19 protein-coding genes are annotated in these 24,007 nt (G+C 68.9%); 8 read left to right on the forward strand and 11 right to left on the reverse strand.

Annotation, left to right across the window (positions count from 1 at the left end; translation table 11 throughout):
- Positions 1–13: 13 nt before the first annotated feature.
- From IEY58_RS19245 to argH, 10 genes are all read right to left on the reverse strand, one after another.
- Positions 14–619 carry a hypothetical protein gene (locus IEY58_RS19245; RefSeq protein ID WP_189048739.1) on the reverse strand — a complete coding sequence of 202 codons (606 nt, stop codon included), beginning with the start codon at positions 617–619 and terminating at the stop codon, positions 14–16.
- Between the two features lie 113 nt (positions 620–732).
- The gene (speB, locus tag IEY58_RS19250) at positions 733–1,794 is read right to left on the reverse strand and encodes an agmatinase (protein WP_189048741.1); all 1,062 of its coding nucleotides are present in this window, start codon (positions 1,792–1,794) and stop codon (positions 733–735) included.
- A gap of 20 nt (positions 1,795–1,814) precedes the next feature.
- A complete protein-coding gene (locus IEY58_RS19255) occupies positions 1,815–2,651 on the reverse strand; it encodes an ABC transporter substrate-binding protein (protein ID WP_189048743.1) in 837 nt (278 codons plus the stop codon).
- Between the two features lie 37 nt (positions 2,652–2,688).
- Positions 2,689–4,062 (reverse strand): MmgE/PrpD family protein, encoded by a 1,374-nt coding sequence (locus tag IEY58_RS19260; protein ID WP_189048745.1) that lies wholly within the window; start codon positions 4,060–4,062, stop codon positions 2,689–2,691.
- Complete coding sequence (locus tag IEY58_RS19265) at positions 4,059–4,955, reverse strand: polysaccharide deacetylase family protein (protein WP_189048747.1); 897 nt, start codon at positions 4,953–4,955, stop codon at positions 4,059–4,061. The genes IEY58_RS19260 and IEY58_RS19265 overlap by 4 nt, the downstream gene beginning before the upstream one ends.
- Positions 4,952–5,821, reverse strand: a complete 870-nt coding sequence (locus tag IEY58_RS19270) for a polysaccharide deacetylase family protein (RefSeq protein WP_189048749.1) — start codon at positions 5,819–5,821, stop codon at positions 4,952–4,954. The genes IEY58_RS19265 and IEY58_RS19270 overlap by 4 nt, the downstream gene beginning before the upstream one ends.
- Positions 5,808–6,632 carry an ABC transporter substrate-binding protein gene (locus tag IEY58_RS19275; protein ID WP_189048751.1) on the reverse strand — a complete coding sequence of 275 codons (825 nt, stop codon included), beginning with the start codon at positions 6,630–6,632 and terminating at the stop codon, positions 5,808–5,810. The genes IEY58_RS19270 and IEY58_RS19275 overlap by 14 nt, the downstream gene beginning before the upstream one ends.
- Positions 6,633–6,708: 76 nt before the next feature.
- Positions 6,709–7,488, reverse strand: coding sequence for an amino acid ABC transporter ATP-binding protein (locus IEY58_RS19280; RefSeq protein WP_189048753.1), 780 nt, complete (start codon positions 7,486–7,488; stop codon positions 6,709–6,711).
- Positions 7,485–8,357 carry an amino acid ABC transporter permease gene (locus IEY58_RS19285; protein WP_189048755.1) on the reverse strand — a complete coding sequence of 291 codons (873 nt, stop codon included), beginning with the start codon at positions 8,355–8,357 and terminating at the stop codon, positions 7,485–7,487. The genes IEY58_RS19280 and IEY58_RS19285 overlap by 4 nt, the downstream gene beginning before the upstream one ends.
- A complete protein-coding gene (argH, locus tag IEY58_RS19290) occupies positions 8,351–9,790 on the reverse strand; it encodes an argininosuccinate lyase (protein ID WP_189048757.1) in 1,440 nt (479 codons plus the stop codon). The genes IEY58_RS19285 and argH overlap by 7 nt, the downstream gene beginning before the upstream one ends.
- A 147-nt stretch (positions 9,791–9,937) precedes the next feature.
- Between argH and gcvA the strand changes: the two genes are divergently transcribed.
- From gcvA to addA, 8 genes are all read left to right on the forward strand, one after another.
- Positions 9,938–10,822, forward strand: a complete 885-nt coding sequence (gene gcvA, locus IEY58_RS19295; RefSeq protein WP_189048759.1) for a transcriptional regulator GcvA — start codon at positions 9,938–9,940, stop codon at positions 10,820–10,822.
- Between the two features lie 203 nt (positions 10,823–11,025).
- A complete protein-coding gene (locus tag IEY58_RS19300) occupies positions 11,026–13,185 on the forward strand; it encodes a GNAT family N-acetyltransferase (RefSeq protein ID WP_189048761.1) in 2,160 nt (719 codons plus the stop codon).
- Complete coding sequence (locus tag IEY58_RS19305; protein ID WP_189048763.1) at positions 13,178–13,630, forward strand: transcriptional regulator; 453 nt, start codon at positions 13,178–13,180, stop codon at positions 13,628–13,630. The genes IEY58_RS19300 and IEY58_RS19305 overlap by 8 nt, the downstream gene beginning before the upstream one ends.
- A 204-nt stretch (positions 13,631–13,834) precedes the next feature.
- Positions 13,835–14,305 (forward strand): tRNA (adenosine(37)-N6)-threonylcarbamoyltransferase complex ATPase subunit type 1 TsaE, encoded by a 471-nt coding sequence (gene tsaE, locus IEY58_RS19310; protein WP_189048765.1) that lies wholly within the window; start codon positions 13,835–13,837, stop codon positions 14,303–14,305.
- A complete protein-coding gene (locus IEY58_RS19315; protein ID WP_189048767.1) occupies positions 14,302–15,330 on the forward strand; it encodes an aminoglycoside phosphotransferase family protein in 1,029 nt (342 codons plus the stop codon). The genes tsaE and IEY58_RS19315 overlap by 4 nt, the downstream gene beginning before the upstream one ends.
- On the forward strand, positions 15,327–16,052 hold the full coding sequence (locus IEY58_RS19320) for a nucleotidyltransferase family protein (RefSeq protein WP_189048769.1): 726 nt from the start codon (positions 15,327–15,329) through the stop codon (positions 16,050–16,052). The genes IEY58_RS19315 and IEY58_RS19320 overlap by 4 nt, the downstream gene beginning before the upstream one ends.
- Positions 16,053–16,058: 6 nt before the next feature.
- On the forward strand, positions 16,059–19,034 hold the full coding sequence (addB, locus tag IEY58_RS19325) for a double-strand break repair protein AddB (protein ID WP_189048771.1): 2,976 nt from the start codon (positions 16,059–16,061) through the stop codon (positions 19,032–19,034).
- Positions 19,031–22,477 carry a double-strand break repair helicase AddA gene (gene addA, locus IEY58_RS19330; RefSeq protein ID WP_189048773.1) on the forward strand — a complete coding sequence of 1,149 codons (3,447 nt, stop codon included), beginning with the start codon at positions 19,031–19,033 and terminating at the stop codon, positions 22,475–22,477. Before addB ends, addA begins: the two co-directional genes overlap by 4 nt.
- Here addA and IEY58_RS19335 read toward each other — a convergent pair.
- Positions 22,462–23,868, reverse strand: coding sequence for an adenylate/guanylate cyclase domain-containing protein (locus IEY58_RS19335; RefSeq protein ID WP_189048775.1), 1,407 nt, complete (start codon positions 23,866–23,868; stop codon positions 22,462–22,464). The two genes, addA and IEY58_RS19335, sit on opposite strands and share 16 nt — an antisense overlap.
- Positions 23,869–24,007: the final 139 nt, after the last annotated feature.

Consider the following 24,007-nt stretch of genomic DNA (forward strand, 5'->3'; position numbering starts at 1 on the left):
GCTCGTGCCCTCGTCACATTGGCGGCGTCAAGCCGTCCTTGCCGACATTGATCCGGTCGGCGCTCAGGCTGCCGTCGGCCGCCTTGGTGGCGGCGAGGATGACATGGGCGCCCGGCTTGACCTCGTCGGGCGTGCCGGGCTCGAAGGTCACGATCGGCACGTCGGCCGGCACGAGCACGGTCTTCTCACCACCCTGGTAGTTGATCGTGATCGTCCGGTCGTGAGTGCCGACGACGCTGCCGACCGTGCCGTTGGTCATGGTGCTGTTCGGCCCGAGATCGAACGGCCGGTGCCCGTCGCCCGTACCGCGCATCGACTCGGGGAAGACATGGACCTCGAGCGCCTTCAGCGTGCCGTCGGGCTGGGGGGCCGCGGCCGTGCCGACATAGCTGTTCGGCTTGATGGCGCCGATATCGATCTTGCTGACCTCGACCACCTTGGCATCGGCCGCAAGCGTCACGGTCAGCTTCTGGCCGTTGCGGGCGGTGATATGCAGCACGCGGCCTTCGACCTGGTCGATCGTGCCACGCACCCGGGCGGGTGCGCTGTCGGCGGCCCATGCCGTGCCGAGCGACGCAATGAGCCCCAAAGCTGCGACTGCCGATACCCGAACTATCATGATACCCGCCCCTCTGGTTGCTGACGCGGCTTCTCCTAGTGCGTTGGATACGCGCCAGGCCAGAGGGGATGCGGTCGCAGGATGATCACTTCCGCGTGATCGGGTTGGGGTGATCAGGGGGCGATCCCGCGCTTCGCGCGGAGCGTGGTCGCCGCGAGCGCGAACAGATCGAACAGCACCTGCGCACCGATCTGGGCGGTGTTGCTGGTCGCGTCATACTGCGGTGCCACCTCGACCACGTCGCCGCCAACGACGTCGATGCCGTTCAGGCCCCGGATGAGCGCCAGCACCTCGCGGGGCGTGAGGCCGCCGACCTCGGGCGTGCCGGTACCGGGCGCGAAGCCCGGATCGATGCTGTCGATGTCGAAGCTGACATAGACCGGGCCGTCGCCCACAACCTGGCAGGCGCGCGCGATCACGGCCTCGATGCCGAGCACCGGCACCTCCTCCGCATGGATCACGGCCATGCCGGAATCATAGGAGAATTCCCAGAGATATTCGCCGCTGCCGCGGATGCCGATCTGGATCGTGCGTTCCGGGTCGAGCACGCCGTCGAGCACTGCCTGGCGGAACGGGCCGCCGTGGTGGAATTTCGAGCCCTCATAGGCGCCGCCCGTGTCGCAATGGGCGTCGATATGCACGAGGCCCAGCGGCCGCTCGGCGCCGAGCGCCTTCAGGATCGAATAGGTGATCGAATGGTCGCCGCCGACCGACAGCGGCACGACGCCAGCCGCCGCGACACGGCTGTAGAACTGGAAGATGTCCTCGTGGCTGTCCTCGAGGCTGAAGCGGCTGCGGAACGGCACGTCGCCCACGTCCGCAACCTTGAGCCCCGCCGCCGGCATCATGCGCAGCGCATGCTCGTAAGGCCCGATCCGCTCGATCTGGCGCACGGCGCGTGGGCCGAGGCGCGAGCCTGCCCGGTTGGTGACGCCCAGGTCCATCGGCACGCCGATGAGCGCCACGTCGAGCCCGCCGAAATCGGCCTGGTTCTGCGCGTCCGGCGCGAACGGCGCGTCGAGGAAGGTCGCAACGCCGGCAAACGGCATGCGGCGCTTGTCGCCGTCCTTGAACTGCGACTGTGCGACCTTGCGGAATTCCGGATCGTAGATGTCGCCGCCCTTGTTGTCGGTATAGCGCGCGCGAAGGGCTGAGAGCTTCGCCTGGTCGACCATGATGATGTTCCTCTCTGGACTTAAGGCAGGGGCGCGCCGTTGAGCGTGATCTGGCGCGCGGCGCTCGCCTCGAGATGCCACTTGGCAATGATCTTGGCATAGGTGCCGTCGGCCATGAGCTTCTTCAGTGCCGCCAGCACCGCGTCGCGCAGGGCCGCATCCTGCTTGGTGAAGGCGATGCCTTGGCTGACACTGGTAAACGGCGTCCCCAGCGGCTGATAGGTGTTGGGCTCGAGCGTCATCGCATAGGGGATGGTCTCGCTGCCCTGGACCGCCGCGTCGAGGCGCCGCTGCTTCAGCTGCAGCCGCGCGCTTGCCGTGTCCTCGGTGCCGACCACCTGGATCGCCGGCTTGCCGGCGGCCTCGCAGTTCGCCTTGCTCCATTCCTCGATCGACTTCGGGAACGAGGTGCTGCGGCTGCTGCCGACGGCCTTGCCGCAGAGATCGGTTGGCACCTTGAACTCGCCTGCCCGCTCGGCCAGCACGAAGAATTGCGCGCCGGAATTCAAGTAGTCGATGAAATCGGCGCTCTCGCGCCGCTCCGGCCGGTCGCTGAGGCCGCTCAAGATCAGGTCTGCACGGCCGGTCGCGAGCGACGGCAGGAGCTGCTCGAAGGCGGATTCCTGCCAGTCGAACTTGACGCCCAGCTCCTTGGCAAGCGCCTCGCCCAGGTCGACGTCGAAGCCGGTGAGCGTGCCCGACTGCGGGTCCTTGAACTCCATGGGCGGATAGATCGCGTTGACCGCGACCTTGATCGTCTTCGCCTGGGCGATCCGGTCCGGCAGCCCCGCGGCCTGGGCGGCTGCGGCAAGGGTTGCGGCGGCGGCCAGCGCAAGGACGGGCAGTTTCCAGCTCATGGATCGAAGCTCCCCCAGAGATTCCAACAAGACGGTTTCAGCACAAAGTCGGGCCGGTTTCGCCCGTGCCGGCGAGCAGCGGCAGCAGCGCGCGGGCGTCGGCCAGCCAGTCGAGCCCGAGCACCGCGTCCGCCAAACCCTCCACCCGATCCGCCGGCAGCACCAGGCCGGCGAGCGAGCGGTATTTGGCAATGAGATCGGCATCGGAGATCGGGTTCGCCGGCGCGCCCAACGCCACCGGCACATGGCGCTCGGCCTGCGTCCCGTCGGCAAAGGCGAGCGTCACCACCGGCTCGTCCAGATCTGCCTGGGTCGGGTCGACTTCCAGCTCGATCCGTTCGAACGTCTCGACGATGCGCGGGTCGCAGCGCCGCTCCGCCCGATAGGCGTCGATGCCGGCGGCGCCATGGACCAGCCGGGCGGCGACCGCATAGGGCAGGCTCATCTGCGCCGAGGCAAGGCTCGCGAGATCCCGCCCGCCGCACATGTTCATGAGAAACTGGCTGAGGCGCACCCGGACACCGACGACCTTCCCGCCCGCGGCCCCTCGCTCGTCCAGCAGGGCCGAGACCGCGTCCACCGTCGAATGGGTGCCGCGGCAGGACGCATAGGGCTTGATCGAGCAGCGCATGATCTTCCACGGCTCGCCGAAGCCGGCGGTAAGCAGCGCCGGCTCGGCCGTCGTGGGCGCGAAGGTCTTCAAGAAGCCGCCCCAGACGTCGGCGAAGATCGAGCGCGGGCCGGACACGCCCTGGCCGGCGAGCAGCGCCGCGAGCAGCCCGCCCTCCGCCGCGCGGCCCGCATGAAGCCGCTTGGTCTGCGCCGATTCATGGACGAAGCCCCAGAGCCCACCGGCGAAGCTCGCCGCATGGCCCAGCGCCGCCGCGGTCTGGTCCGCGTCGAGGCCGAGGATGCGTGCCGCCGCGGCCGCCGCGCCGAACACGCCGCAGGTCGCGGTCGAATGCCAGCCGGCGCCATTGTGCGCGGCATAGCCGCCGCACGCCTCGAGCACCCGCCGCGCCACGTCGTAGCCGACCGCGACCGTGGCCAGGAGATCGGCGCCCGAGACGGCGCGATCGTTGAGCGCCAGCGCCGCCATGACGGCCGGCAGCACGACCGCGCCGGAATGGTCGCAGCCGCCGGAATCGTCGAGCTCGAGCGCATGGGCCGCAATGCCGTTGACGAGCGCCGCGTCGCGCGCGCCGAGCCGTACGCCCGTGCCCCAGACCGGTGCCGCTTCGCCGCGATCGAGCACGGCCAATGTCCGCCGCGGCTCGTCGGCACGGGCACCGGCGAGCGTCGCGCCGAACGTGTCGAGGATATGGCGCTTGGTCTTCGCCACGACCGGTTCCGGCAAGGCGGCGAAAGTGACCTCATGGGCGAAGGCGCCCAGTTCCGCGGCGGCGCTCATGACGGCAGCTCCGCGATGTGGCGCGCGAAGATTTCGACCGGATGGCCGGGCGCGTTCGGCGGCTGCGTCCCGGCCCACCAGTCGGCGACTTCGCGTCCGGTCGTGAACCAGTTGTCGGACTGGCCGCGCAGCTCGCCCAGCAGCTCATCGAGCAAGGCTATCCGCCCCGTGGTGCCGATCATCTCGGGATGCAGGCGCAGGAGGTAGCAGAGACCGTAGCGCCGGAAGCCGGCAAAGTCCTGCCGCCAATTGTCGAGCACGTCCCGATAGCTCGCGATGCGCGACTGGCCCGGCGGCACTGGCGGATAGAGGTTGAAGGCGAAATAGGGCTCGTCCTCCAGCTCATAATGCAGCGGCAGCTCGACGAGGCGCGGGGCTGCGAGCGGCTCGTGGAAATACGGCAGGTCGTCGCCGCGCCAGGACGAGGACCAGCGGATGCCGGCCGCCCGGAGCGTATCGGCGAAGCCCGGCGCCCAGTTGCCGGACGCGGAGCGGAAGCCCACCGGCGCCTCGCCGACCGCTTCCGCCACCGCGCCGTGGCCGCGCCGGAACGCCTCCTGCTGCTGGGCGAGGTCGAGCTTGTCGAAGATCTCGCAGCGATAGCCGTTGCTGGCGAGCTCATGGCCCGCGGCGTGGATCTGGCCGACAAGGCCGCGATGCTCCTCGGCGACGCGGCCGGGCACGAACCAGCTCGCCCGCACCTGGTGCTTATCCAGTACATCCAGCACCCGGTCGACGCCGCGCCGGGCGCCGTAGCGCCAGACCGACAGCGTCTTCTCGCGCCCCTCGGTCGAGGGTTCGCGCGCGACGATGTCATGAATGTCGTTGAAGTCGATGGTGACGACGACGGCCATGCGGGCGCCGCCGGGCCAGCGCGGGGTCTCGATGCTCATGGGTGCCCCTCCGCGAGCCACCAGTCGGCGACCTCCCGGCAGCGGGCGAACCAGACGCCGTCCGCCGCGCGCATGTGCTCGAACAGCCGTTCGAGCAGCAGCAGCCGGCCGGGCTTGGCCGAGACCTTGGGATGGAACAGCGTGGTGAGGCAGAGCCCGTCGCGGTGCGTGCCGTCGAACTCGCGCCGCCAATTGTCGAAGGTCGCGGCATAGCTCGCGATCCGGTCGAGCCCGGCCGGGAAGTTCGGATTGCGCTGATAGGCGAGCGAGGCGTAGTCGTCGAGCTCCCAGCGGCCGGGGATCTCGACGAGCGGACGCTCGCGGCCCGGAATGTCGATCAGGTAGGGCCGGTCGTCGCCGCGCATGGAGCTCGAATAGACGACGCCCGCCTCAGCCAGGATCTGCGCCGTCTCCGGCGCCCAGTCGCCGGACGGCGTGCGAAATCCCACCGGCACGACGCCCAGGTGGTTTTCGAAGATCTGGCGCGAGCGCGCCATGACCCGCCGCTGGTCGTCCGCGCTCAGCTGCCAGAACGCCTCATGTTCGTAGCCGTGATAGGCCACCTCGTGCCCGTCGGCCACGATCGCCCGGCAGCGCTCGGGCCAGGTCTCGACGACCCAGCCCGGCACGAAGAAGGTCGCGGGCAGCCCCTGCTCGCGCAGCAGGTCGAGCAGGCGCGGCAGCGCCCGCCACACGTCGTAGGCGCCGAGCGTGAAGAACGACGGGTTGCGCCAGATCGAGCCGTCGATGAGCGCGTTGCCCGTCGGGCCGTCCAGGTCGAAGGCGAGCGCGACGGCGCATCGCGCCCCGCCCGGCCAGCGGACGGGGGCGTCTACGGTCGTGGACCTGTCGCTACTTGCCGGCATTGATCGTCGCCTTGGCGACGGCGATGTCGCCGAGCTGCCACTTGGCGAGGATCTTCTGGTAGGTGCCGTCGGTGATGACCTGGTCGAGCGCCGCCGCGACCGCGTCCTGCAGCGGCTTGTCGGCCTTGGCGATGCCGATGCCGGTGAACTGCGCCGCGATCGCCTGGCCGATCGGTGCATAGGCGCCCGGCTCCTGGCTCATCATGTAGGGGATCGTCTCGTTGCCCTGCATGGCCGCGTCGACCCGGCCCTGGCGCAACTGGGTGCGCGCGTCGGCCGAGCCTTCGGTGCCGACCACCTCGATCGCGGGCTTGCCGGCCGGCTTGCAGTGGGCGTCGCTCCACGCCGCGATCTCGGTCGGGAACGAGGTGCGCCGGCTGGTGCCGACCTTCTTGCCGCACAGTGCCACCATGTCCTTGAACTCGGCCGCATGCTCGGCGGTCGTGTAGAACTGCGGTCCCGACTTCACATAGTCGACGAAGGTCACCTGGTCCTGCCGGCTCGCGAGGTCGGTCATGCCAGACATGATGAGGTCGACCCGGCCGGTCGAAAGCGCGCTGATCATCTCGGCGAAGGCGGACTCCTGCCACTTCGCCTTGACGCCGAGCTTGGCGGCGATCGCCTCGCCCAGCTCGATATCGACGCCCGAAAGCTTGTCAGTCGCCGGGTCCTTGAACTCGAACGGCGGGTAGTTCGGCACGTTGGCGAACACGATTTCGCCCTTCGCCTTGATCGCGGCCGGCAGTTCCGCCGCCGGGGCGGTCGAGGCGACGAGCAGGGCCAGAACGGGCAGCGCGTAAGATGCTTTCATCGGAAACTCCGCGAGGTTCGAGGGTAAAGCAACCCTCGCCCGCGGCAGCGGGAGAGGGCCTTATGAAGCATGACGGTCACGCGATCACCGCCGAGATGAAGTCGGCGGTCCGCTGGTTCGTGGGGCGCGACAGGATCTCGGACGGCGGGCCGCTCTCGACGATCCGGCCGGCATCCATGAACACGACGCGGCTCGCCACCTCGCGGGCGAAGCCCAGCTCGTGGGTGACGACGATCATGGTCATGCCGGTCTTGGCGAGGTCGCGCATGACCGCCAGCACCTCGCCGACCAGCTCCGGGTCGAGTGCGGAGGTCGGCTCGTCGAACAGCATGAGCTTCGGCTTCATGGCAAGCGCGCGGGCGATCGCGACGCGCTGCTGCTGGCCACCCGAGAGCTCGACCGGGAAGGCGTCGGCCTTGTGGGCCAAGCCCACCCGCGTGAGCAGCCCCCGCGCCTCTTCGACCGCCTCAGCCTTGGGTCGCTTCAGCACCTGGACCGGTCCCTCGATGACATTCTCGAGCGCGGTCAGGTGCGGGAACAGGTTGAAGCGCTGGAACACCATGCCGGTGACGAGGCGCTGGCGCGCGATCTCGGCGTCGGTGAGCTCATAGAGCTTGTTGCCGACGCGCCGGTAGCCCACCAGCTCGTCGTCGACCCAGAGCGCCCCGTCGGTCACGGTCTCGAGCTGGTTGATGCAGCGCAAGAACGTGCTCTTGCCCGAGCCGGACGGGCCGATGATGCACAGCACCTCGCCGCGCGCCACGTCGAGTGTCACGTCCGTCAGCGCCTGGAACTGGCCGAAGCGCTTGCCGAGGCCGACGGCGCGGACGATGGCGTTCGTCCCTGGGGCGTTCATTGCCGTCCCGCCCGGCGGCCGGCGCCGCGCGCGAAATAGGCCTCGATCCGGCCCTGGCCCAAGGACAGGATCCCGACCACGACCAGGTACCAGATGCCGGCCACGATCAAGAGCTCGATGACCCGGGCGTTGGCGTAATAGATGTTCTCGGCATTGTGCAGGATCTCGGCATATTGGATGACGCTCGCGAGCGAGGTCAGCTTCACCATGCCGATGAACTCGTTGCCGACCGGTGGCACGATCACGCGCATCGCCTGGGGCAGGATGATCCGGCGCAGCGCCAGCAGGCGCGGCATGCCGATCGCCTTCGCCGCCTCGTACTGGCCGATGTCGACCGACAGGAGCCCGGCGCGCACCACCTCCGACGTATAGGCGCCCTGGTTGATGCCGAGCCCGAGCAGCGCCGCCATGAACGGCGTCATGACGTCGACCGTGCGCGCCGAGAACAGGCCCGGAATGCCGATGGTCGGGAACACCAGCGCCAGGTTGAACCACAGCAGCAGCTGCAGGATCGCCGGCGTGCCGCGGAACAGCCAGATGTAGCCGACCGCGACCGCGCGCAGCACCGGGTTGGTCGACATGCGCATGATCGCGACCAGCACGCCAAGCCCGATGCCGATCGCCATCGCCAGGATCGACATGAGGATGGTGTTGGCGAGCCCCCACAGGATCGACGGCACGGTCAGGAAGCGCCCGACGAACACCCATTCGATCTTGCCGTGGGCAAACGCGTCGACGAGGAAGACGAGGAACGCGATGATCAGCGCCGCGCCGACATAGCGCCCCCAATAGCGCCGCGGCACATGCTGGAGATGGGCGATCTCGGCCGCGGCCGGGCCTTCCGCCGCCCCGCCGGTCGCGGTCAGCATCGCGGGCCCCGGTAGTCGGCGGCCCAGGCCGCCTGTGCTTCGAGCCCGGCCTCGAGCCGCGCGATCTGCTCCTTGACCCGCGCCGGCGCCGTGCCGCCGTAGCCGACGCGCGCCGCGACCGCCGCCTCGAGCGTCAGCCGCTCCAGCACCGCCGGCTTCAGGCGCTCGTCGACCGCCGCGATCAGTTCGGGCGTCGCTTCGGAAAGTTCGATGCCGCGCTCCTCGCATGCCCTGACCAGGGCGCCGGTGATCTCGTGCGCCGTGCTGAACGGCACGCCGCCGAGCGCCAGCCAGTCGGCAACCTCGGTCGCGAGCGTGAAGCCCAGCGGCGCCTGACGCCTCAGTTCCGCGACATTGACCCGCATGGTGCGGATCATGCCGGCCATGGCCGGCAGCACCAGGTCGAGCGTGTCGAGACTGTCGATCACCGACGCCTTGTCCTCGGCCAGATCGCGGTTATAGGCGAGCGGCAGGGACTTCAGGGTCGAGAGCAGGCCCGTGAGATTGCCGATGAGGCGCCCGGCCTTGCCGCGCGCGAGCTCCGCGATGTCCGGGTTCTTCTTCTGCGGCATGATCGAGCTGCCGGTCGCATAGGCATCGTCGAGCTCGACCCAGCGGAACTGGCGCGAGGTCCAGACGCAGATTTCCTCGGCCAGGCGCGAGATATTGACCGTCATCATGCCGGTGACGAACAGGAACTCCGCCACATGGTCGCGGGTGCCGACCGCATCGATCGAATTCTCGCACGGCGCGTCATAGCCGAGCTCCGCGGCGGACAGCTCCGGATGGACGCAGATCGCGGAGCCGGCGAGTGCGGCCGCCCCCAAGGGCGAGCGCGCCGTGCGCCGGTCCCAGTCGCGGAGCCGGTCGATGTCGCGGTAGAGCGCCTGGGCATGGGCGAGCAGATGATGGGCGAACACGACCGGCTGGGCCGGTTGCAGATGGGTGAAGCCGGCCGAGAGCGTCTCGACATGCTGGTGCGCTTGCGCCACGAGGGCGGCCTGCAGGTCCAGCACCAGGCCCGCCATGGCCCGGCCCTTGTCGCGCAGGTAAAGCTTGAGGTCGTTCGCCGCCTGGTCGTTGCGCGAGCGCCCGGCCCTGAGCTTGCCGCCGACGGGGCCCAGCCACTCGGTCAGCACGCGCTCGAGGAACGTATGCACGTCCTCGTCGCGGGCCGACGGCTTGACCGTGCCGGCCTTGACCGCCGCCTCCAGCCGGTCGATGCCGGCGAGCAACTGGCCGAGCTCGCCCGCATCGAGGATGCCGGCCCGCTCGAGCTCCCGGGCATGGGCGCGCGAGCCGGCGAGATCGTAGGGCGCCAGGCGGAAGAAGCGCTCGTCGGAGCGCGAGAACGCGGTCAGTTCCGGCGCCGGCTCTGCCCGGAACCGGCCACCCCACAGCCTGTCGGTGGTCTCGTTGCCGCTGTTCTTCATCTGCCGATCCCTGTTTGCCTCATGCGCCGGCGTATTTTCGTTTGTTGCCGGCGAACCCCACGGCGATGGTCCATTCTTTCGGAACTTGAAGGCAACCGATTTTATCCGCAAAGCTATGCTGAATTTTTCTCAGCATAGGACGCCTCCTTGCGCCAACGCCTGCCGCCGCTCAACCCGCTGCGCGCCTTCGAGGCCTCGGCCCGCCACCTGCAGGTCGCCAAGGCGGCCGACGAGCTCAATGTGACGCCGAGTGCCGTCAGCCATCAGCTGAAGACGCTGGAGGCCGCCTTGGGCGTCACCCTCTTCGACCGGACGAAGCGGCGGCTCAAGCTGACGCCGCAGGGTGCCGCCCTGCTGCCCTCGATCAACGCGGCCTTCCAGACGATCGCCGACGCCACCGCCAAGATCGGCGACGGCGCCATGGCCGGCGACCTCGTCATCTCCTGCCCGGTGGCACTCACGTCGCGCTGGCTGGTCCGGCACATCGGCGAGTTCCTGCGCCAGAATCCGGCGGTGAACCTGAAGCTCATCCCGTCGAACGACGACCGCGAGATCTACACGCCAGCGGTCGACCTCTGCATCCGCTACGGCAACGGGCGCTGGCACGGGCGCCGCGTGACGGCGCTCTGCTCGGTCGCGCTCTTCCCGGTCGCGAGCCCGATGCTGATGAACGGCCCGCATCCGATCCGCACGGTGCGCGACCTGCAGCATCACCTGCTCTTGTGCGAGGACGACGGCACCGAATGGGCGCGCTGGCTCCTGAACGCCGCCGGCCATGCGGCCGATTTCCGCACGGTCCCGCTCGGCAATGCCCATATCGCGCTAGAAGGGGCCGTCTGCGGTCAGGGTGTCGCGCTTGGCGACAGCGTCATCGCCGCGGACGACCTCGCCGAAGGCCGCCTCGTCCGCCTGTTCGAGACGACGATCCCGGCCGAGCACGCCTATCACGTCGTCTGCCGGCCGGAGCTGGCCGAAACGCCGCTGGTGGGCGGGTTCATCCAATGGCTGGAAGCGAAGATCCGCGAGGGGTAGGCGGCGTAGTGGTGTGGGTTGGACTGAACCGTGACATGACTATCAAAAGTGAAATAACGAGTTGCTAGTGGACCAAACCGAAACTCGTCTTTGCCTCCCGAAACGCGTAACTACGTCCGCAATCAGGGTACAGATCAACTAGGTCAGGCACTCGCCTTTTGCGGACGATAAGCTATGATGGGCGCAACCAAACAGAGAAGAACATGCCCTTCACCATCAAAGACAGCGTCGAAGATATCCTCCCCTACCTTCCTGATGTAAGGAAGGGTGCAGACACAGCAAAGGAGGAGTTGGGCTTCCTGCCCGAGGCAGCCTACAGGACATTTGCGACTACTGGAAAGTTGTTCGTCGCAACGGCCACCATCGACGGCAAAGAAATATATGCCGGCCATCTTGTGTTTGGCGGCCTGTTCCCACAGGCAAGGATTTTTCAACTATTTGTGGATCCAGCATTTCGAGGTCACGGGCTTGCTCGCCGACTATTAACGCTGCTCAAAGAACGGCTCACCGCTCAACATTGGCTTAGTATTGTGGCAAAGGTCGCGGGTGATCTCGCAGCTAATTCGGTATGGGGACGAATGGGGTTTCGGATTGTCCGCACCAAAGCGGGCGGAGTGGCTCGCAATCGACAAATCAATGTCCGCGTGCTTGACCTCGAATCTCCCTCCTTGCTGACCTTGATGGGAATCTCCGCCCGCGAGAGCGAGTTGCGGTTCGCGGAACGGTATTCTCAACGCCCAATCTACCTCTTTGATCTCAATGTGCTTTTCGATGTAATTCGCAGACGCCCTCGTTCGGATGCCGCTACCAAAGTCGTTTGGGCAGGTATGAACAACAGCATACGCCTTATGGTAGCTGAAGAATTTGCCAAAGAACTGCTGCGCACATCCAAAAGCCCCAATAATGATCCTGTGCTTGCCTTCGCTGCTCGAGCGGACTGTTTAAGTCAGCCGTCAGAGACAAATCTTCGACCCATGCTCGCGAAACTCGCTCCAGCAATTTTCCCTGAACGTCACCGACAAGGTGCGCTGAAAGAGCAGGATTGGTCAGATCTAAAGCACATTTCTACTGCCATTTATCATCGCGCCGCAGGCTTCATCACAAGCGAGAACGCGATCCTGCGAGCAAGTCAATACCTTCTCGAGGTTTGGAACCTGGATGTGATCGGTGTCGAAGAGTTCGCCACACTAGTGGAGGCTCGCCAAAAGGAGGCTGATGGCGCCGTAGCGGCGGTATCAAGCGGAATGTTGCGTGCGCGCCGCAACATTCCCGACGATTTGCCAAGAGCACGAGAGTTCATTCAGGCGGCGGGGGCCTCGTCGGCATTTGTCGAGGATGCTCTAGCTTGCCAGGGCACTCAAGCTCAATGGCTGTTGATCGTCGATGATCAGGACGGAGCGGCTGGATTTGCCAAATGGACGGTTTTTGGCGGGACCAAGAGAACGACGGACCTGTATCTAGCAGTTGACGAGACGAATCCAGTTGCCGAATCTATTCTCGATTACTTTCTCGATGCCATCCCTCGCGAACTCAGCGGCGCAGGCCCCACGCTTGTCCGGCTAAACATTCTCGCAGGTCAGGTTGCGACACGCCAAACTGCAATTGCGATGGGTTTTAGACCCCCTATTGGCGCAGGCGACAGCCATTTGATACTTCAGCGTCTCGCCGTCGGGAGAATCATTTCGTCTGAAAACTGGCCTGCAATGCGTCAGTCGCTGATTTCTGTCGCCTCGTTATATCTGCCTCAGCAGGTCCCCACGCACGAAGACATGCGGACGGGCGTGGTGCTGAAAAACGGAGATAGGGAGGTCGCACTCTCCCTGTCGGAAATCGAAAGGATTCTATCGCCTGTTCTCCTATTGTTCCCGGGGCGGGACGGTGTTATCGTCCCGATCAGGGAGCATTTCGCCCGCGATCTCATCGGGGCGAGCCCTCAACTGTCAATACTCGCTCCGCCAGAGGCGATCTTGCGACGTGAACGGGTCTACATCAGTGCGCCCAAGACACTGGGTCAGATGAAGACCGGCACACCAATATTGTTCTACGAGTCTCAGAAAGGGACGGGTCGTGGATGCGTGTTCGCGGTCGCCCGCATCACTGAAAGTCGCATCGTCACCAAAGCGGACGCCTTGGGCAAGGTATTGCAACGAGGCGTTCTTGATCGCCACACTCTCGAAAAGCGGAGCGTGGGCCGCAAGGTCACAGAGACGTCATTCGACAACATTTTCATTTTCAAGACTCCGGTGTCGCTTAAGCGATTGAGGGAATTGGAGTGTGTTGATGGCTCGAATCTGGTAAGCGCACGAAGCATCTCTTTCGAGAAATTGGTCGCGGTAGTGAAGGAAGGGCGAGTCAATGGCTAGAACCGAAGACATTCTCATTTCGGTTCACCCGCGCCATGTCGACAGCATGTTGAGCGGGAGAAAGACCGTTGAACTTCGGCGTCGTCCGCTGAAACTATCCGCCGGCTGTCGGGTGTGGATTTATTGCACCCTTCCGCGTGGTTCCGTGGAGGCAATCGGGGTTGTTGCCGAAGTGGTAGCCGCAGCACCTTCGGTGATTTGGCGTGACTACGGCGAACAGTGCGGGATCACTAAGGCTGAATTCGACGCCTACTATGAGGGTGCTGGCACGGCCTACGTCGTTGTATTCTCGTTGGTCACAAAGCTTCCTTCGACATTTGCCCTCGGGGAAATCCGACGTCACCTCGCTAGTTTTCAACCGCCTCAATTCTTCAAGCGCCTATTAGCTGATGGCCCGGAACTCAACTTATTTAACTCTGCACTTCCATTGCCCGTAGCCGCCTAAATAAAGATCCAATTGACTCGATAAAAGTTCAACAGGCCGCGAGCACCACTCGCGGCAAGAACCTCCCCACCTCTCGAACTGACACTTAGGCCCCCGCATCCAAATCCAGCCATACCAATCACGCCACTGCAGAAGCCGTGCGCCGCGATGCCATCTGCAGGGGCCCGCTTGCTCCCCGCCGCCCCGCCCTTTAGAACGGACACCATGTCCCGTTCCTTCACCCTCGACCTGCCTGACGAAGCTGCCACGGCCAGCTTGGGGGCGCGGCTTGCGGCGAGTGCTAAGCCTCGCGACATCCTGCTGCTGCGCGGTGACCTCGGCATGGGCAAGACGGCACTCGCCCGCGGCTTCGTCATGGCGCAGGCGCCGGAGGCGCACGAAGTGCCGAGCCCGACCTTCACGCTGGTGCAGACCTACGCCGGTGCCGCCGGCCCGGTCTGGCATTTCGACCTCTATCGCCTGAAGGACCCGGAAGAGATCTGGGAGCTGGGCTTCGAGGACGCGCTCGTCGACGGCATCCTGCTCGTCGAATGGCCGGACCGGCTGGGCCCGCTCGCCCCGCGCGACCGGCTGGAGCTGACGCTCATGCCCGGCACAACGCCCACGGGCCGGCGCGCCGAGCTCGTCGCCGTCGGCCGGTCCACCTGGCTCGAACGGCTGCAAAACCCATCATGATCGACCGCGACCATCTGCGCCGGGAATTCGCCGCGACCGCCGGCTGGGGCCAGGCCCAGGTCCTGCGCCTGCCGAGCGACGCGTCCACTCGGACCTATTATCGGCTCCGCGACGGCGGCCGGCGCGCGCTCTTGATGGATGCGCCGCCGCCGCGCGAGAAGCCGGTCGAGTTCCTGCACATGGCGCGCCTGCTCCAGGGGCTCGGATATTCGGCGCCGCTGATCCTGGCCGCCGACCCGATCGCCGGTTTCGTGCTGGTCGAGGACCTGGGCGACGACACCTATACGCGGCTGATAGCCGAGGGCGCCGACGAGCACCGGCTCTACGGCCTGGCGGTCGACCTGCTGGCCGACCTGCACGCGCGGTTCGATCCCACGGCGAGCCACGGCGTGCCGCCCTATTCCGACGAGATCCTGCTGACGGAGGCCGGCCAGTTCGTCGACTGGTGCCTGCCCGAGATCGCGGGCGGGCCGACCGAGCCGGCGGTGAAGGAGGAATACCTGTCGCTGTGGCAGGCGGCCTTGCCGCTCGCCCGGGCGGTGCCGGCGAGCCTCACCTTGCGCGACTACCATGTCGACAACCTGATGTGGCTCTCCGACCGGCCGGGGCTCGCCGCCTGCGGGTTGCTCGACTTCCAGGATTCGCTGATCGGGCCGATCGCCTACGACCTGGTCTCGCTGCTCGAGGACGCGCGGCGCGACGTGGCGCCGACGCTCGCCCGCGCCATGCTGGCACGCTACCGGACGCTCCGGCCCCAGGTCGATGCGGCGGCGCTCGAGCGCTCCATGGCATTCCTCGGCGCCCAGCGCAACGCCAAGATCCTCGGCATCTTCTGCCGGCTCGCCCGGCGCGACGGCAAGCCGGTCTATTTGAAGCACCTGCCGCGCACCTGGCGGCTGCTCACGCAGAGCCTGACCCATCCGGAGCTGGCGGCGATCAAGGACTGGATGGACGCCCATGTGCCGCCGGCGGCGCGCGGCGTGCCGGCGGGCTTGAGCGCGCTCTATCCGGAGGCCGTGCGATGATCCGCCCGACGGTCGGCATGGTGCTGGCGGCCGGGCGCGGCGAGCGCTTGCGCCCGCTGACCGATACGGTCCCGAAGCCGCTGGTGCCCGTGCTGGGCCGGCCGCTACTCGACCACGCGATCGACCGGCTCGCCGCGTTCGGCGTCCAGCGCATCGTGGTCAACGTCCATCACCTGGGCGAGCAGATCGCCCTGCACCTGAAGTCCCGCACCGCGCCCGAGATCGTGATCTCGCGCGAGAAGAAGGCGCTCGAGACCGGCGGCGGCGTCGTGCATGCGCTGTCGCTGCTGGGCCCCCAGCCGTTCTTCGCGGTCAATGGCGATTCGCTGTGGTTCGACGGCATGACGCCGGCGCTCGACCGGCTCGCCGCCGCGTTCGACCCGGCGCGGCACGACGTCATGCTGCTGCTCCAGCGCACGACGGGCGCCGTCGGCTACGAGCAGAATCGCGGGGATTTCTTCCTCGACGCCAATGGCCTGCCGCGCCGGGTCGGCGCCGGCGAGATCGCGCCCTACCTCTATGCCGGCGTGCAGATCCTGTCGCCGCAGCTGTTCGGGGACGCGCCGGCGGGCGCCTTCTCGCTCAACCGGATCTACGACCGGGCGCTCGCGGCCGGCCGCCTGGGTGCCATCGTCCATGACGGCGAATGGTACACGGTGACCGACGAAGCGGGCCTGGAGGAGGTCCGCGCCCATCTCGCCCGGCGCCGGACCGAGCGCTAGGCGCCGATGGAGCCCGCCCCGGCCGGCATCGATGGCGCGCGGATTTTCACGATTCCGGCCACGCTGCCGTTCCTCGATGCGCTCGTCGCGGGCTTGGCCGAGCGCTTCGGCCCCTCGCCGCTGGCGCTCGCGGAAGCGACCATCCTGCTGCCGAGCCGCCGCGCCTGCCGAGCGCTCAGCGACGCATTCCTCAAGGCCTCGGGCGGGCGGCCGATGCTGCTGCCCCGGCTCGCGGCGCTCGGCGACATCGACGCGGACGAGATCGAGCTCACCGCCGGCGGCGCGCTCGCCGACACGCTCGACCTGCCGCCGGCGATAGCACCCCTGCGCCGCCGCCTGCTGCTGGCGCGGCTGATCCATCGCTGGGGCGAGCGGCGCGACGGCTCGCCGATCCTGCCGGGCCAGGCCGTGGCCCTTGCCGACGACCTCGCCCGCCTCATCGACCAGGCCTGGACCGAGGAGGTCGGGTTCGACCGGCTCGACCGGCTGGTGCCGGCGGAGCTGGCGCGCCACTGGCAGATCACGGTCGATTTCCTGAAGATCGTGACCGAGCATTGGCCCGCCCTGCTGGCGGACGAGGGCGCGATCGACCCGGCCGACCGGCGCAACCGGCTGATCCGGGCGCAGACGGCCGCCTGGCGCGCGGCGCCCCCCGCGGGCCCGGTCATCGCCGCCGGCTTCGGCAGCGCCATCCCGGCCGCGGCCGAGCTGCTGGGCCTGATCGCGACCCTGCCGCACGGCGCCGTCGTGCTGCCCGGCGTCGAGACCGGCGCCGACGCGGACCTGTGGCTCGCGATCGGCCAGGACCCGACCCATCCGCAATACGGCCTGGCGCGGCTGCTTACCCACCTGGGTGTCGCGCACGACGACCTGCCGTCTTGGCCGGCGCCGGGCATCGAACCCGCCGCCCCGGCGCGGGCCGATCTCCTCAGCGAGATGATGCGGCCGGCCGCGGTCAGCGACCGCTGGCGCGGGCTCGGCGCGCTTTCGTCGGACGCGACGCGCGGCCTCGCCCGGCTCGACTGCCCGGGGCCGCAGGAAGAGGCCGGCACGATCGCGCTCCTGATGCGCCATCGGCTGGAGACGCCCGGCTCGACCGCCATGCTGGTGACGCCGGACCGCGGCCTCGCCCGGCGCGTCGCGGCCGAGCTCAAGCGCTGGGACATCGAGATCGACGATTCCGCCGGCGTGCCGCTCAATCAGACCCCGCCGGGCGTGCTGCTGCGGCTCTTGGCCGACGCCGCGGCCGAGGATCTGGCACCGGTGCCGCTGCTGTCGCTCCTGAAGCACCCGCTCGTCTCGGGCGGCATGGCGCGCGGCAGCTTCCGCGCCGCGGTGCGCCGGCTCGAGCGGCTCTGCCTGCGCGGGCCCCGTCCGGCTCCGGGCCTTACCGGCCTGCGCCGCATTGCTGAAGACACCAATGAGGACTTGGCTCCGCTGGTCGATCGGCTCGAGCGGCTGCTGGGTCCGTTCCTTGCCGAGATCGCAGCGCCGGAGACGACATTGCAGGCGGCGCTCGCGGCCGGGATCGCGACAGCGGAAGCCTTGTGCGCGACGGACGACACGGCCGGCGCCGCGGTGCTGTGGGCCGAGGAGGCCGGTGACAGCCTCGCCAATTTCGTGGCGGAGCTGCACGAGGCGGCGACAGGCTTCCCGCCCGTCGCCGGCGCCGATTATCCGGTGCTGCTCGAAGCGCTGCTCGCCGGCGGCGTCGTGCGCCCGCGCTTCGGCAAGCATCCGCGCCTGCAGATCCTGGGCACGCTCGAAGCGCGGCTGCAGCAGGCCGACCTCGTCATTCTCGGCGGCCTCAACGAAGGCGTCTGGCCGCCCGACGCCGTGGCCGATCCCTGGCTGTCGCGCCCGATGCGCCGCGATTTCGGCCTGGAGCCGGCGGAGGCGCTGATCGGCCTCGCCGCCCACGACTTCACCATGGCGGCGACCGCGGGTGAGGTCGTGCTGACGCGCGCCATCCGGGCCGAGGGGGCACCGACCGTGCCGTCGCGCTGGCTCCTGCGGCTCGACACGGTGCTGCGCGCCGGCGGCGGCGCGCTCGACACGGCGCGCGTGCTGCCGTTCCTCGCCTGGCAGGCCCGGCTCGACACGCCGGACGCGGTCCGGCCCTGCGCCCCGCCGGCGCCGACCCCGCCCAGCCACGCCCGGCCGCGCCGCCTGTCGGTGACCGAGATCGAGACCTGGATGCGCGATCCCTACGCGATCTATGCGCGCCATGTCTTGAAGCTGCGCCCGCTCGACCCGCTCGACGCCGATCCGGGCGTGGCCGAGCGCGGCACCTTCATCCACGAAGCGCTTGACCGCTTCATCCGCGAGCGCACGCCGGCAGCGGAGCCCTTGACCCAGCTCGTCGCCATCGGGCGCGAGGTGTTCGGCGAGGCGCTCGCCCGGCCCGGCGTCTGGGCCTTCTGGTGGCCGCGCTTCCTGCGCATCGCGGACTGGTTCGTCGCGGCCGAGGCCGAGCGGCGGCCCGCGATCCTCGAGAGCTTCACCGAATGCCGCGGGCGGCTCGAGCTCGAAACCGCGGGCGGCCGCTTCCTGGTCGAGGGCAAGGCCGACCGGATCGACTTGCTCCGTGACGGCGGCGCCGCCCTCATCGACTACAAGACCGGCGGCGTGCCCCGGCCCGAGGAGGTGCAGCTGGGATATGCCCCGCAGCTGCCGCTCGAGGCCGCGATGCTGCAGAGTGGCGGCTTCCAGCCGGTCCCGGCGCGCGCCGTCACCGACCTCGCCTTCTGGCGGCTCACCGGCAACGATCCGCCGGCCGAGATCAGCCCCGCCGGCGGCAAGGACGCCAACCCGGCCGAGCTTGCCCGGGCGGCCCGGCTCGGCCTCGAACGGCTGGTCACACGCTACGACGATCCCTCGACACCCTATCGCTCGCTGCCGCGGCCGGAGCGCGCCGGGCGCTACCGCGACTATGACCATCTGGCGCGCGTCGCCGAATGGGGCTCGGTGAGCGGCGAATGAGCCCCGATCACGACAAGATCGACCCAACCAAGGTTCAGCAGCTGGCGTCGGACGGTCGGGCCTCGGTCTGGGTCGCGGCCTCCGCCGGCACCGGCAAGACCAAGGTTTTGACCGACCGGCTCTTGAATCTGCTCTTGGCCGACACGCCGCCCAGCAGGCTGCTGTGCCTGACCTTCACCAAGGCCGCCGCGGCCGAAATGGCGAACCGGCTCAACGAGCGCCTGTCGGGCTGGGCGACCGAGACCGATGCGCGGCTGCGTGCGGACGTCGCGGGCCTGATCGGCGAGGCGGAGCGCAATGTGCCGCCGGAGATGCTCGACCGCGCGCGCCGGCTGTTCGCGCGCGTGCTCGACACGCCGGGCGGCATGCGCATCCTCACCATCCATGCGTTCTGCCAGTCCGTGCTGCGCCGTTTCCCGCTCGAAGCCGGCCTGCCGCCGCAGTTCGAGGTCATGGACGACCGCAGTGCCACCGAGCTGTTGGAGGAAGCGCGCCTCGGCGTGCTGACGGCGGCGCGCGCGGCGGCGGACGACCTGGGCGCCGCGCTCGACGAGGTCACGCGCCATGCGGGCGAGCTCGCCTTCGCCGAGCTGATGCAAGCGCTGACGACAGAGCGCGGCCGGCTCGCCCAGCTGATCGCCGAGGCCGGCGGGCTGGCGCCCTATCTCGAGCATCTGCACCGGCGCCTGGGGGTCGCCCCCGGCGAGACGGAGGAGAGCGCCGTCGCCGCGGCTTGCCGCGAGGCAGCCTTCGACGGCGCCGGCCTGCGGCACGCGACGGAAGCGCTCAACGGCGGCAGCAAGACCGACGCCGCGCGCGGTGCTTGCCTCGCCGCCTGGCTCGGCGATCCCGAGGGCCGCCCGGCACGCTTCGCCGACTATGCCGCGGCCTTCCTCACGGCCGAGGGCGAGCCGCGCAAGACGCTTGCCACCAAGGCCGTGCTGACGGCGGATCCTCGTATCGGCAACGTGCTGGCGGCCGAGCAGGCGCGCATCAAGCGGGTCCGCGACCGGTTGGCGGCTGTCGTCGTGGCCCGGGCGAGCGCCGGGCTCGCCCGCCTCGCCGCCGGCTTCCTCGACGCCTATGAAGCGGAAAAGCGCCGGCGCGGGCTGCTCGACTACGACGACCTGATCCTGGCAACGCGCGACTTGCTCGACCGGCCCGGCATCGCGCCCTGGGTGCTGTTCAAGCTCGACGGCGGCATCGACCATATCCTGATCGACGAGGCACAGGATACGAACCCGGACCAGTGGCGCGTAGTCGAGGCGCTCGCCGCCGAGTTCTTCGCCGGCGAAGGTGCCGCCCCGCCGGTGCGCACGATCTTCGCGGTCGGCGACGCCAAGCAGTCGATCTTCAGTTTCCAGCGCGCCGACCCGCAGGAATTCCTGCGCATGCAGCGGCATTTCGCCCGGCGGGTGACCGAGGCCGACCGGCTGTGGCGCGAGGTGCCGCTGCAGGTCTCGTTCCGCTCGACCGCGGCGGTGCTGGAGACGGTCGACGCGGTGTTCGCCCTCGATGAGGCGCGCGCGGGGGTGGCGCTCGACGGCGCCCTCATCCAGCATACGCCATTCCGCGCCGGCCATGCCGGCCGCGTCGAGCTGTGGCCGGCCTTGAAGCCTGACGACGACGAGGAAGAAGAGCCCTGGGCCGAGCCGGTCGAGCAGCGCGCGATCGAGGCGCCGCGCGGCCGGCTCGCCCGCCGCATCGCCGCCACCATCGCCCATTGGATCCGCACGGGCGAGCCGCTGCCGGCGCGCGGCCGGCCGGTCCGCGCCGGCGACGTGCTGATCCTGGTCCGGCGCCGCGGTGGCTTCGTGACCGAGCTGGTGCGCGAGCTGAAGCAGGCAGGCGTGCCGGTTGCCGGTGCCGACCGCATGGTGCTGACCGCCCAGCTTGCCGTCATGGATCTGGTGGCGCTCGGCCGCGTGCTGCTGCTGCCCGACGACGACCTGACGCTGGCCTCAGTGCTGAAGAGCCCGCTCCTCGGGCTCGACGAGGACGCGCTCTATCGCCTGGCCCACGGCCGCGACGGCAGCCTGTGGCAGGCGCTGGCGACGGCGGACGAGCCCGCCATGGTCGTGGCGCGCGACACGCTCGGCCGGCTCCTGGCGCGCGCCGATTTCGTGCCGCCCCATCGGCTTTACGCGGAGTTCCTGGGCGCCGGCGGCGCCCGCCGGCGGCTGATCGGCCGGCTTGGCCCCGAGGCGGCTGACGCGATCGACGAGTTCCTGGCCCAGACCCTCGCCTACGAGCGCGCCCATGTCCCTTCGCTCGAAGGCTTCCTCTCCTGGCTCGAGCGCGGCGAAGCGGACATCAAGCGCGACCTCGACCAGGGCGGCCGCGACGAGGTCCGCATCATGACGGTCCACGGCTCGAAGGGGCTGCAGGCGCCGATCGTGTTCCTGCCCGACACGGTGCAGGCGCCGGTGCAGCTGCCGCCGCTGCTGTGGCCGGCCGGCGCCGGCCTGATGCTGTGGCGCCCGGCCAAGGGTGCCGGCGAGCTGATGAGCGAGGCCGCGCGCAGTGCCGCGCGGGCCCGGCGCGACGAGGAATATCGCCGCCTGCTCTATGTGGCGCTGACGCGTGCCGAGGACCGGCTCTATGTCGCCGGCTGGCGCGGCAAGCGCGACCAGGCCGGCTCCTGGTACGACCTGATCGACGCCGGGCTCGCCCACATCGGCCGGGTGGAAGCGGTCGCCGGCCCGCCCGGCCACGAGCCGTTTCCGAAATGCTGGGTCCATGACACGCCGCAAAGCGCGCCGGCCAGAGCCGACACTCGCCCGACCGAGGCGGCCCTGAGCGACGAGGCGCTGCCCGACTTCGCGCTCCGGCCCCGGCCCGACGAGCCGTCGCCGCCCCGACCGCTCGTGGCCTCCCGGCCGAGCGAGGCGGAGCCGGCGGCGACCTCGCCGCTCGGCCCCGGCAACGATTCAAGGGGCAACGATACCAGGCGCTTCCAGCGCGGCCTCTTGATCCATCGCCTGATGCAGTCCCTGCCGGATCTCACGGAGGCGGCGCGCGAGCCGGCGGCACGGCGCTTCCTCGCCCAGCCGGCCCACGGGCTCGACCCGGCCGAGCAGAACGCCATCGCGCGCGAGACGCTGGCGGTGCTGCGCCATCCGGAATTCGGGCCGCTGTTCGGTCCGGGCTCGCGCGCCGAGGTGCCGGTCGTCGGCCTCGTCGACGGGCGCGCGCTCAACGGCCGGATCGACCGGTTGGTCGTGACCGCCGAGGCGGTCATGATCGTCGACTACAAGACCAATCGGCCCCCGCCGGTCGAGGCCGCCGCCGTGGCGCCGGCCTATGTCGAGCAACTGGCGGCCTATCGCGCGGCCCTGGCTCTGATCTACCCCGGCCAGCGCATCCGCACGCTGCTGCTATGGACCGACGGGCCGCGGCTCATGGAGATCGCGCCTGGGGACGGTGCTCAGGGGATCTCGTAGACGGTGACGTGATGGCCGACTCCGCGCAGCAAATGGTCCTGCGCCTTCGGCCTGATGCCGTTCGCCGCCAGCAGCCGCGCCGCCTCGGCATTATCCACGACCTGCTCGCTCGCGAAGATCGAGCGCGAGACGGCCAGGCCCTGGACGCGCGAGGCGATATTGACGGTCTGGCCGAAATAATCCTGCCGCTCGTTCAGCATCACGGCGAGGCACGGGCCTTCGTGGATGCCGATCTTGACCAGCAGGTCCGCGTCGAGGTCGCGCAGTGCCTCGCGCATGCTGAGCGCCGCCGCGATCGCCCGGTCCGGCGTCGGGAAGGTCGCCATGACCGCGTCGCCGATCGTCTTGACCACGGCGCCCGCCTCAGCCGCGACGATCCGGTGCAGCACCTCGAAATGCGCCCGCACCAGGTCGAAGGCGACCAGGTCGCCGACACGCTCGTAGAGCTCGGTCGAGCCCTTGAGGTCGGTAAAGAGGAACGTGAGGCTGGTGATCTTGAGCCGCTGGTTGATGTTGAGCGTCTCGGTCCGATAGAGGTCGCGGAAGGTCTGGTTGGTGAGCAGCCGCTTCGCCGTGAGGAAGGGCTTGCGTCGGCCAAGCAGCTCGTGGAGCGCGTCGCCGGCGGCCCAGACGCCGGGCAGCGTGCGCGTGTCGCTCTGGTTCTCGATCGCGATGCGCAGCGGGCCGGGCGCCATCTGCAAGGTCCCGGTCGAGGCGTGGCCGCGGTCCAACACGATCGACAGCGTGTGCCGCTCGCGCGTCGGCTCGCCCTCGACCTGGATGAACTGCGCCGCGTGGGTCACCGGGTCGAACAGGATGAAGAAGCCGGCCGGCAGCTGCAGCGACAGGATGGCCTTGTCGCCGCTCGGCAGTTCGACCGATTCGAGCACGATTTCCTCGAGTATCGCGTCGAGCGTCGCGTCGTCCGGCACGTCGACGCCGGAGCTCCAGAACACCTGTCGGAAATATTCCGCAAAGGGCAGCGTGTGCGGCTCGTGCGCCGTGATGTGGCGGATGCGCGGGCTGACCGTGAACGTCACCTCGACCATCTCGTCGAGCGTCGGCTCATAGCCGGCGGCGCAGAGCGCGCATTCATATTCCTCGCGATCGACCGTCTTCAGCGTGGACCCGGCGTCGAGCACGCCGCCACAGCCGGGACAGAGCACGTTCCACCAGAGCTCGAAGATGCCGAGCCGGGCCGCATGCAGGAAGGCCGCGATCACGGCCTCTTCGTCCAGGGACCGCCTGGCCGCGAAATCGAGCGCATTCACCCGGCAGAGGTCGCGGTCCGGCGCGTTCGCGACCTGCCCCTCGATCGCCTCCGCCACCGCCGGATCGGCGACCTGCCTGAGGCTGGCGAAGAGGGCCTCGGCTTCGCTGGACAACTGCATGGCAGAATCTCGACAGCACGACTAACCGAGTCCGAAGATTAGCACCGCCCCCGGTTCGGCAACAGGCATTCGGGCGGTAGGGCGGCTCACAATCCCGTCAGGTCCTGACGGCACGGGTCGACAAGGGGTGGTAGCCGCA

The sequence above is a fragment of the Aliidongia dinghuensis genome (assembly GCF_014643535.1).
Lineage (GTDB): Bacteria > Pseudomonadota > Alphaproteobacteria > ATCC43930 > CGMCC-115725 > Aliidongia > Aliidongia dinghuensis.

Bases quoted from the DNA above. Each gene is read 5' to 3' on its own strand.
- IEY58_RS19320 (WP_189048769.1), top strand. From the start codon at position 15,327: ATGATCCGCCCGACGGTCGGCATGGTGCTGGCGGCCGGGCGCGGCGAG.
- IEY58_RS19280 (WP_189048753.1), bottom strand. From the start codon at position 7,488: ATGAACGCCCCAGGGACGAACGCCATCGTCCGCGCCGTCGGCCTCGGC.
- tsaE (WP_189048765.1), top strand. From the start codon at position 13,835: ATGTCCCGTTCCTTCACCCTCGACCTGCCTGACGAAGCTGCCACGGCC.
- IEY58_RS19245 (WP_189048739.1), bottom strand. From the start codon at position 619: ATGATAGTTCGGGTATCGGCAGTCGCAGCTTTGGGGCTCATTGCGTCG.
- IEY58_RS19300 (WP_189048761.1), top strand. From the start codon at position 11,026: ATGCCCTTCACCATCAAAGACAGCGTCGAAGATATCCTCCCCTACCTT.
- addB (WP_189048771.1), top strand. From the start codon at position 16,059: ATGGAGCCCGCCCCGGCCGGCATCGATGGCGCGCGGATTTTCACGATT.
- IEY58_RS19335 (WP_189048775.1), bottom strand. From the start codon at position 23,868: ATGCAGTTGTCCAGCGAAGCCGAGGCCCTCTTCGCCAGCCTCAGGCAG.
- IEY58_RS19260 (WP_189048745.1), bottom strand. From the start codon at position 4,062: ATGAGCGCCGCCGCGGAACTGGGCGCCTTCGCCCATGAGGTCACTTTC.
- IEY58_RS19265 (WP_189048747.1), bottom strand. From the start codon at position 4,955: ATGAGCATCGAGACCCCGCGCTGGCCCGGCGGCGCCCGCATGGCCGTC.
- addA (WP_189048773.1), top strand. From the start codon at position 19,031: ATGAGCCCCGATCACGACAAGATCGACCCAACCAAGGTTCAGCAGCTG.
- IEY58_RS19285 (WP_189048755.1), bottom strand. From the start codon at position 8,357: ATGCTGACCGCGACCGGCGGGGCGGCGGAAGGCCCGGCCGCGGCCGAG.
- IEY58_RS19255 (WP_189048743.1), bottom strand. From the start codon at position 2,651: ATGAGCTGGAAACTGCCCGTCCTTGCGCTGGCCGCCGCCGCAACCCTT.
- IEY58_RS19275 (WP_189048751.1), bottom strand. From the start codon at position 6,632: ATGAAAGCATCTTACGCGCTGCCCGTTCTGGCCCTGCTCGTCGCCTCG.
- IEY58_RS19270 (WP_189048749.1), bottom strand. From the start codon at position 5,821: ATGCCGGCAAGTAGCGACAGGTCCACGACCGTAGACGCCCCCGTCCGC.
- argH (WP_189048757.1), bottom strand. From the start codon at position 9,790: ATGAAGAACAGCGGCAACGAGACCACCGACAGGCTGTGGGGTGGCCGG.
- speB (WP_189048741.1), bottom strand. From the start codon at position 1,794: ATGGTCGACCAGGCGAAGCTCTCAGCCCTTCGCGCGCGCTATACCGAC.
- IEY58_RS19305 (WP_189048763.1), top strand. From the start codon at position 13,178: ATGGCTAGAACCGAAGACATTCTCATTTCGGTTCACCCGCGCCATGTC.
- IEY58_RS19315 (WP_189048767.1), top strand. From the start codon at position 14,302: ATGATCGACCGCGACCATCTGCGCCGGGAATTCGCCGCGACCGCCGGC.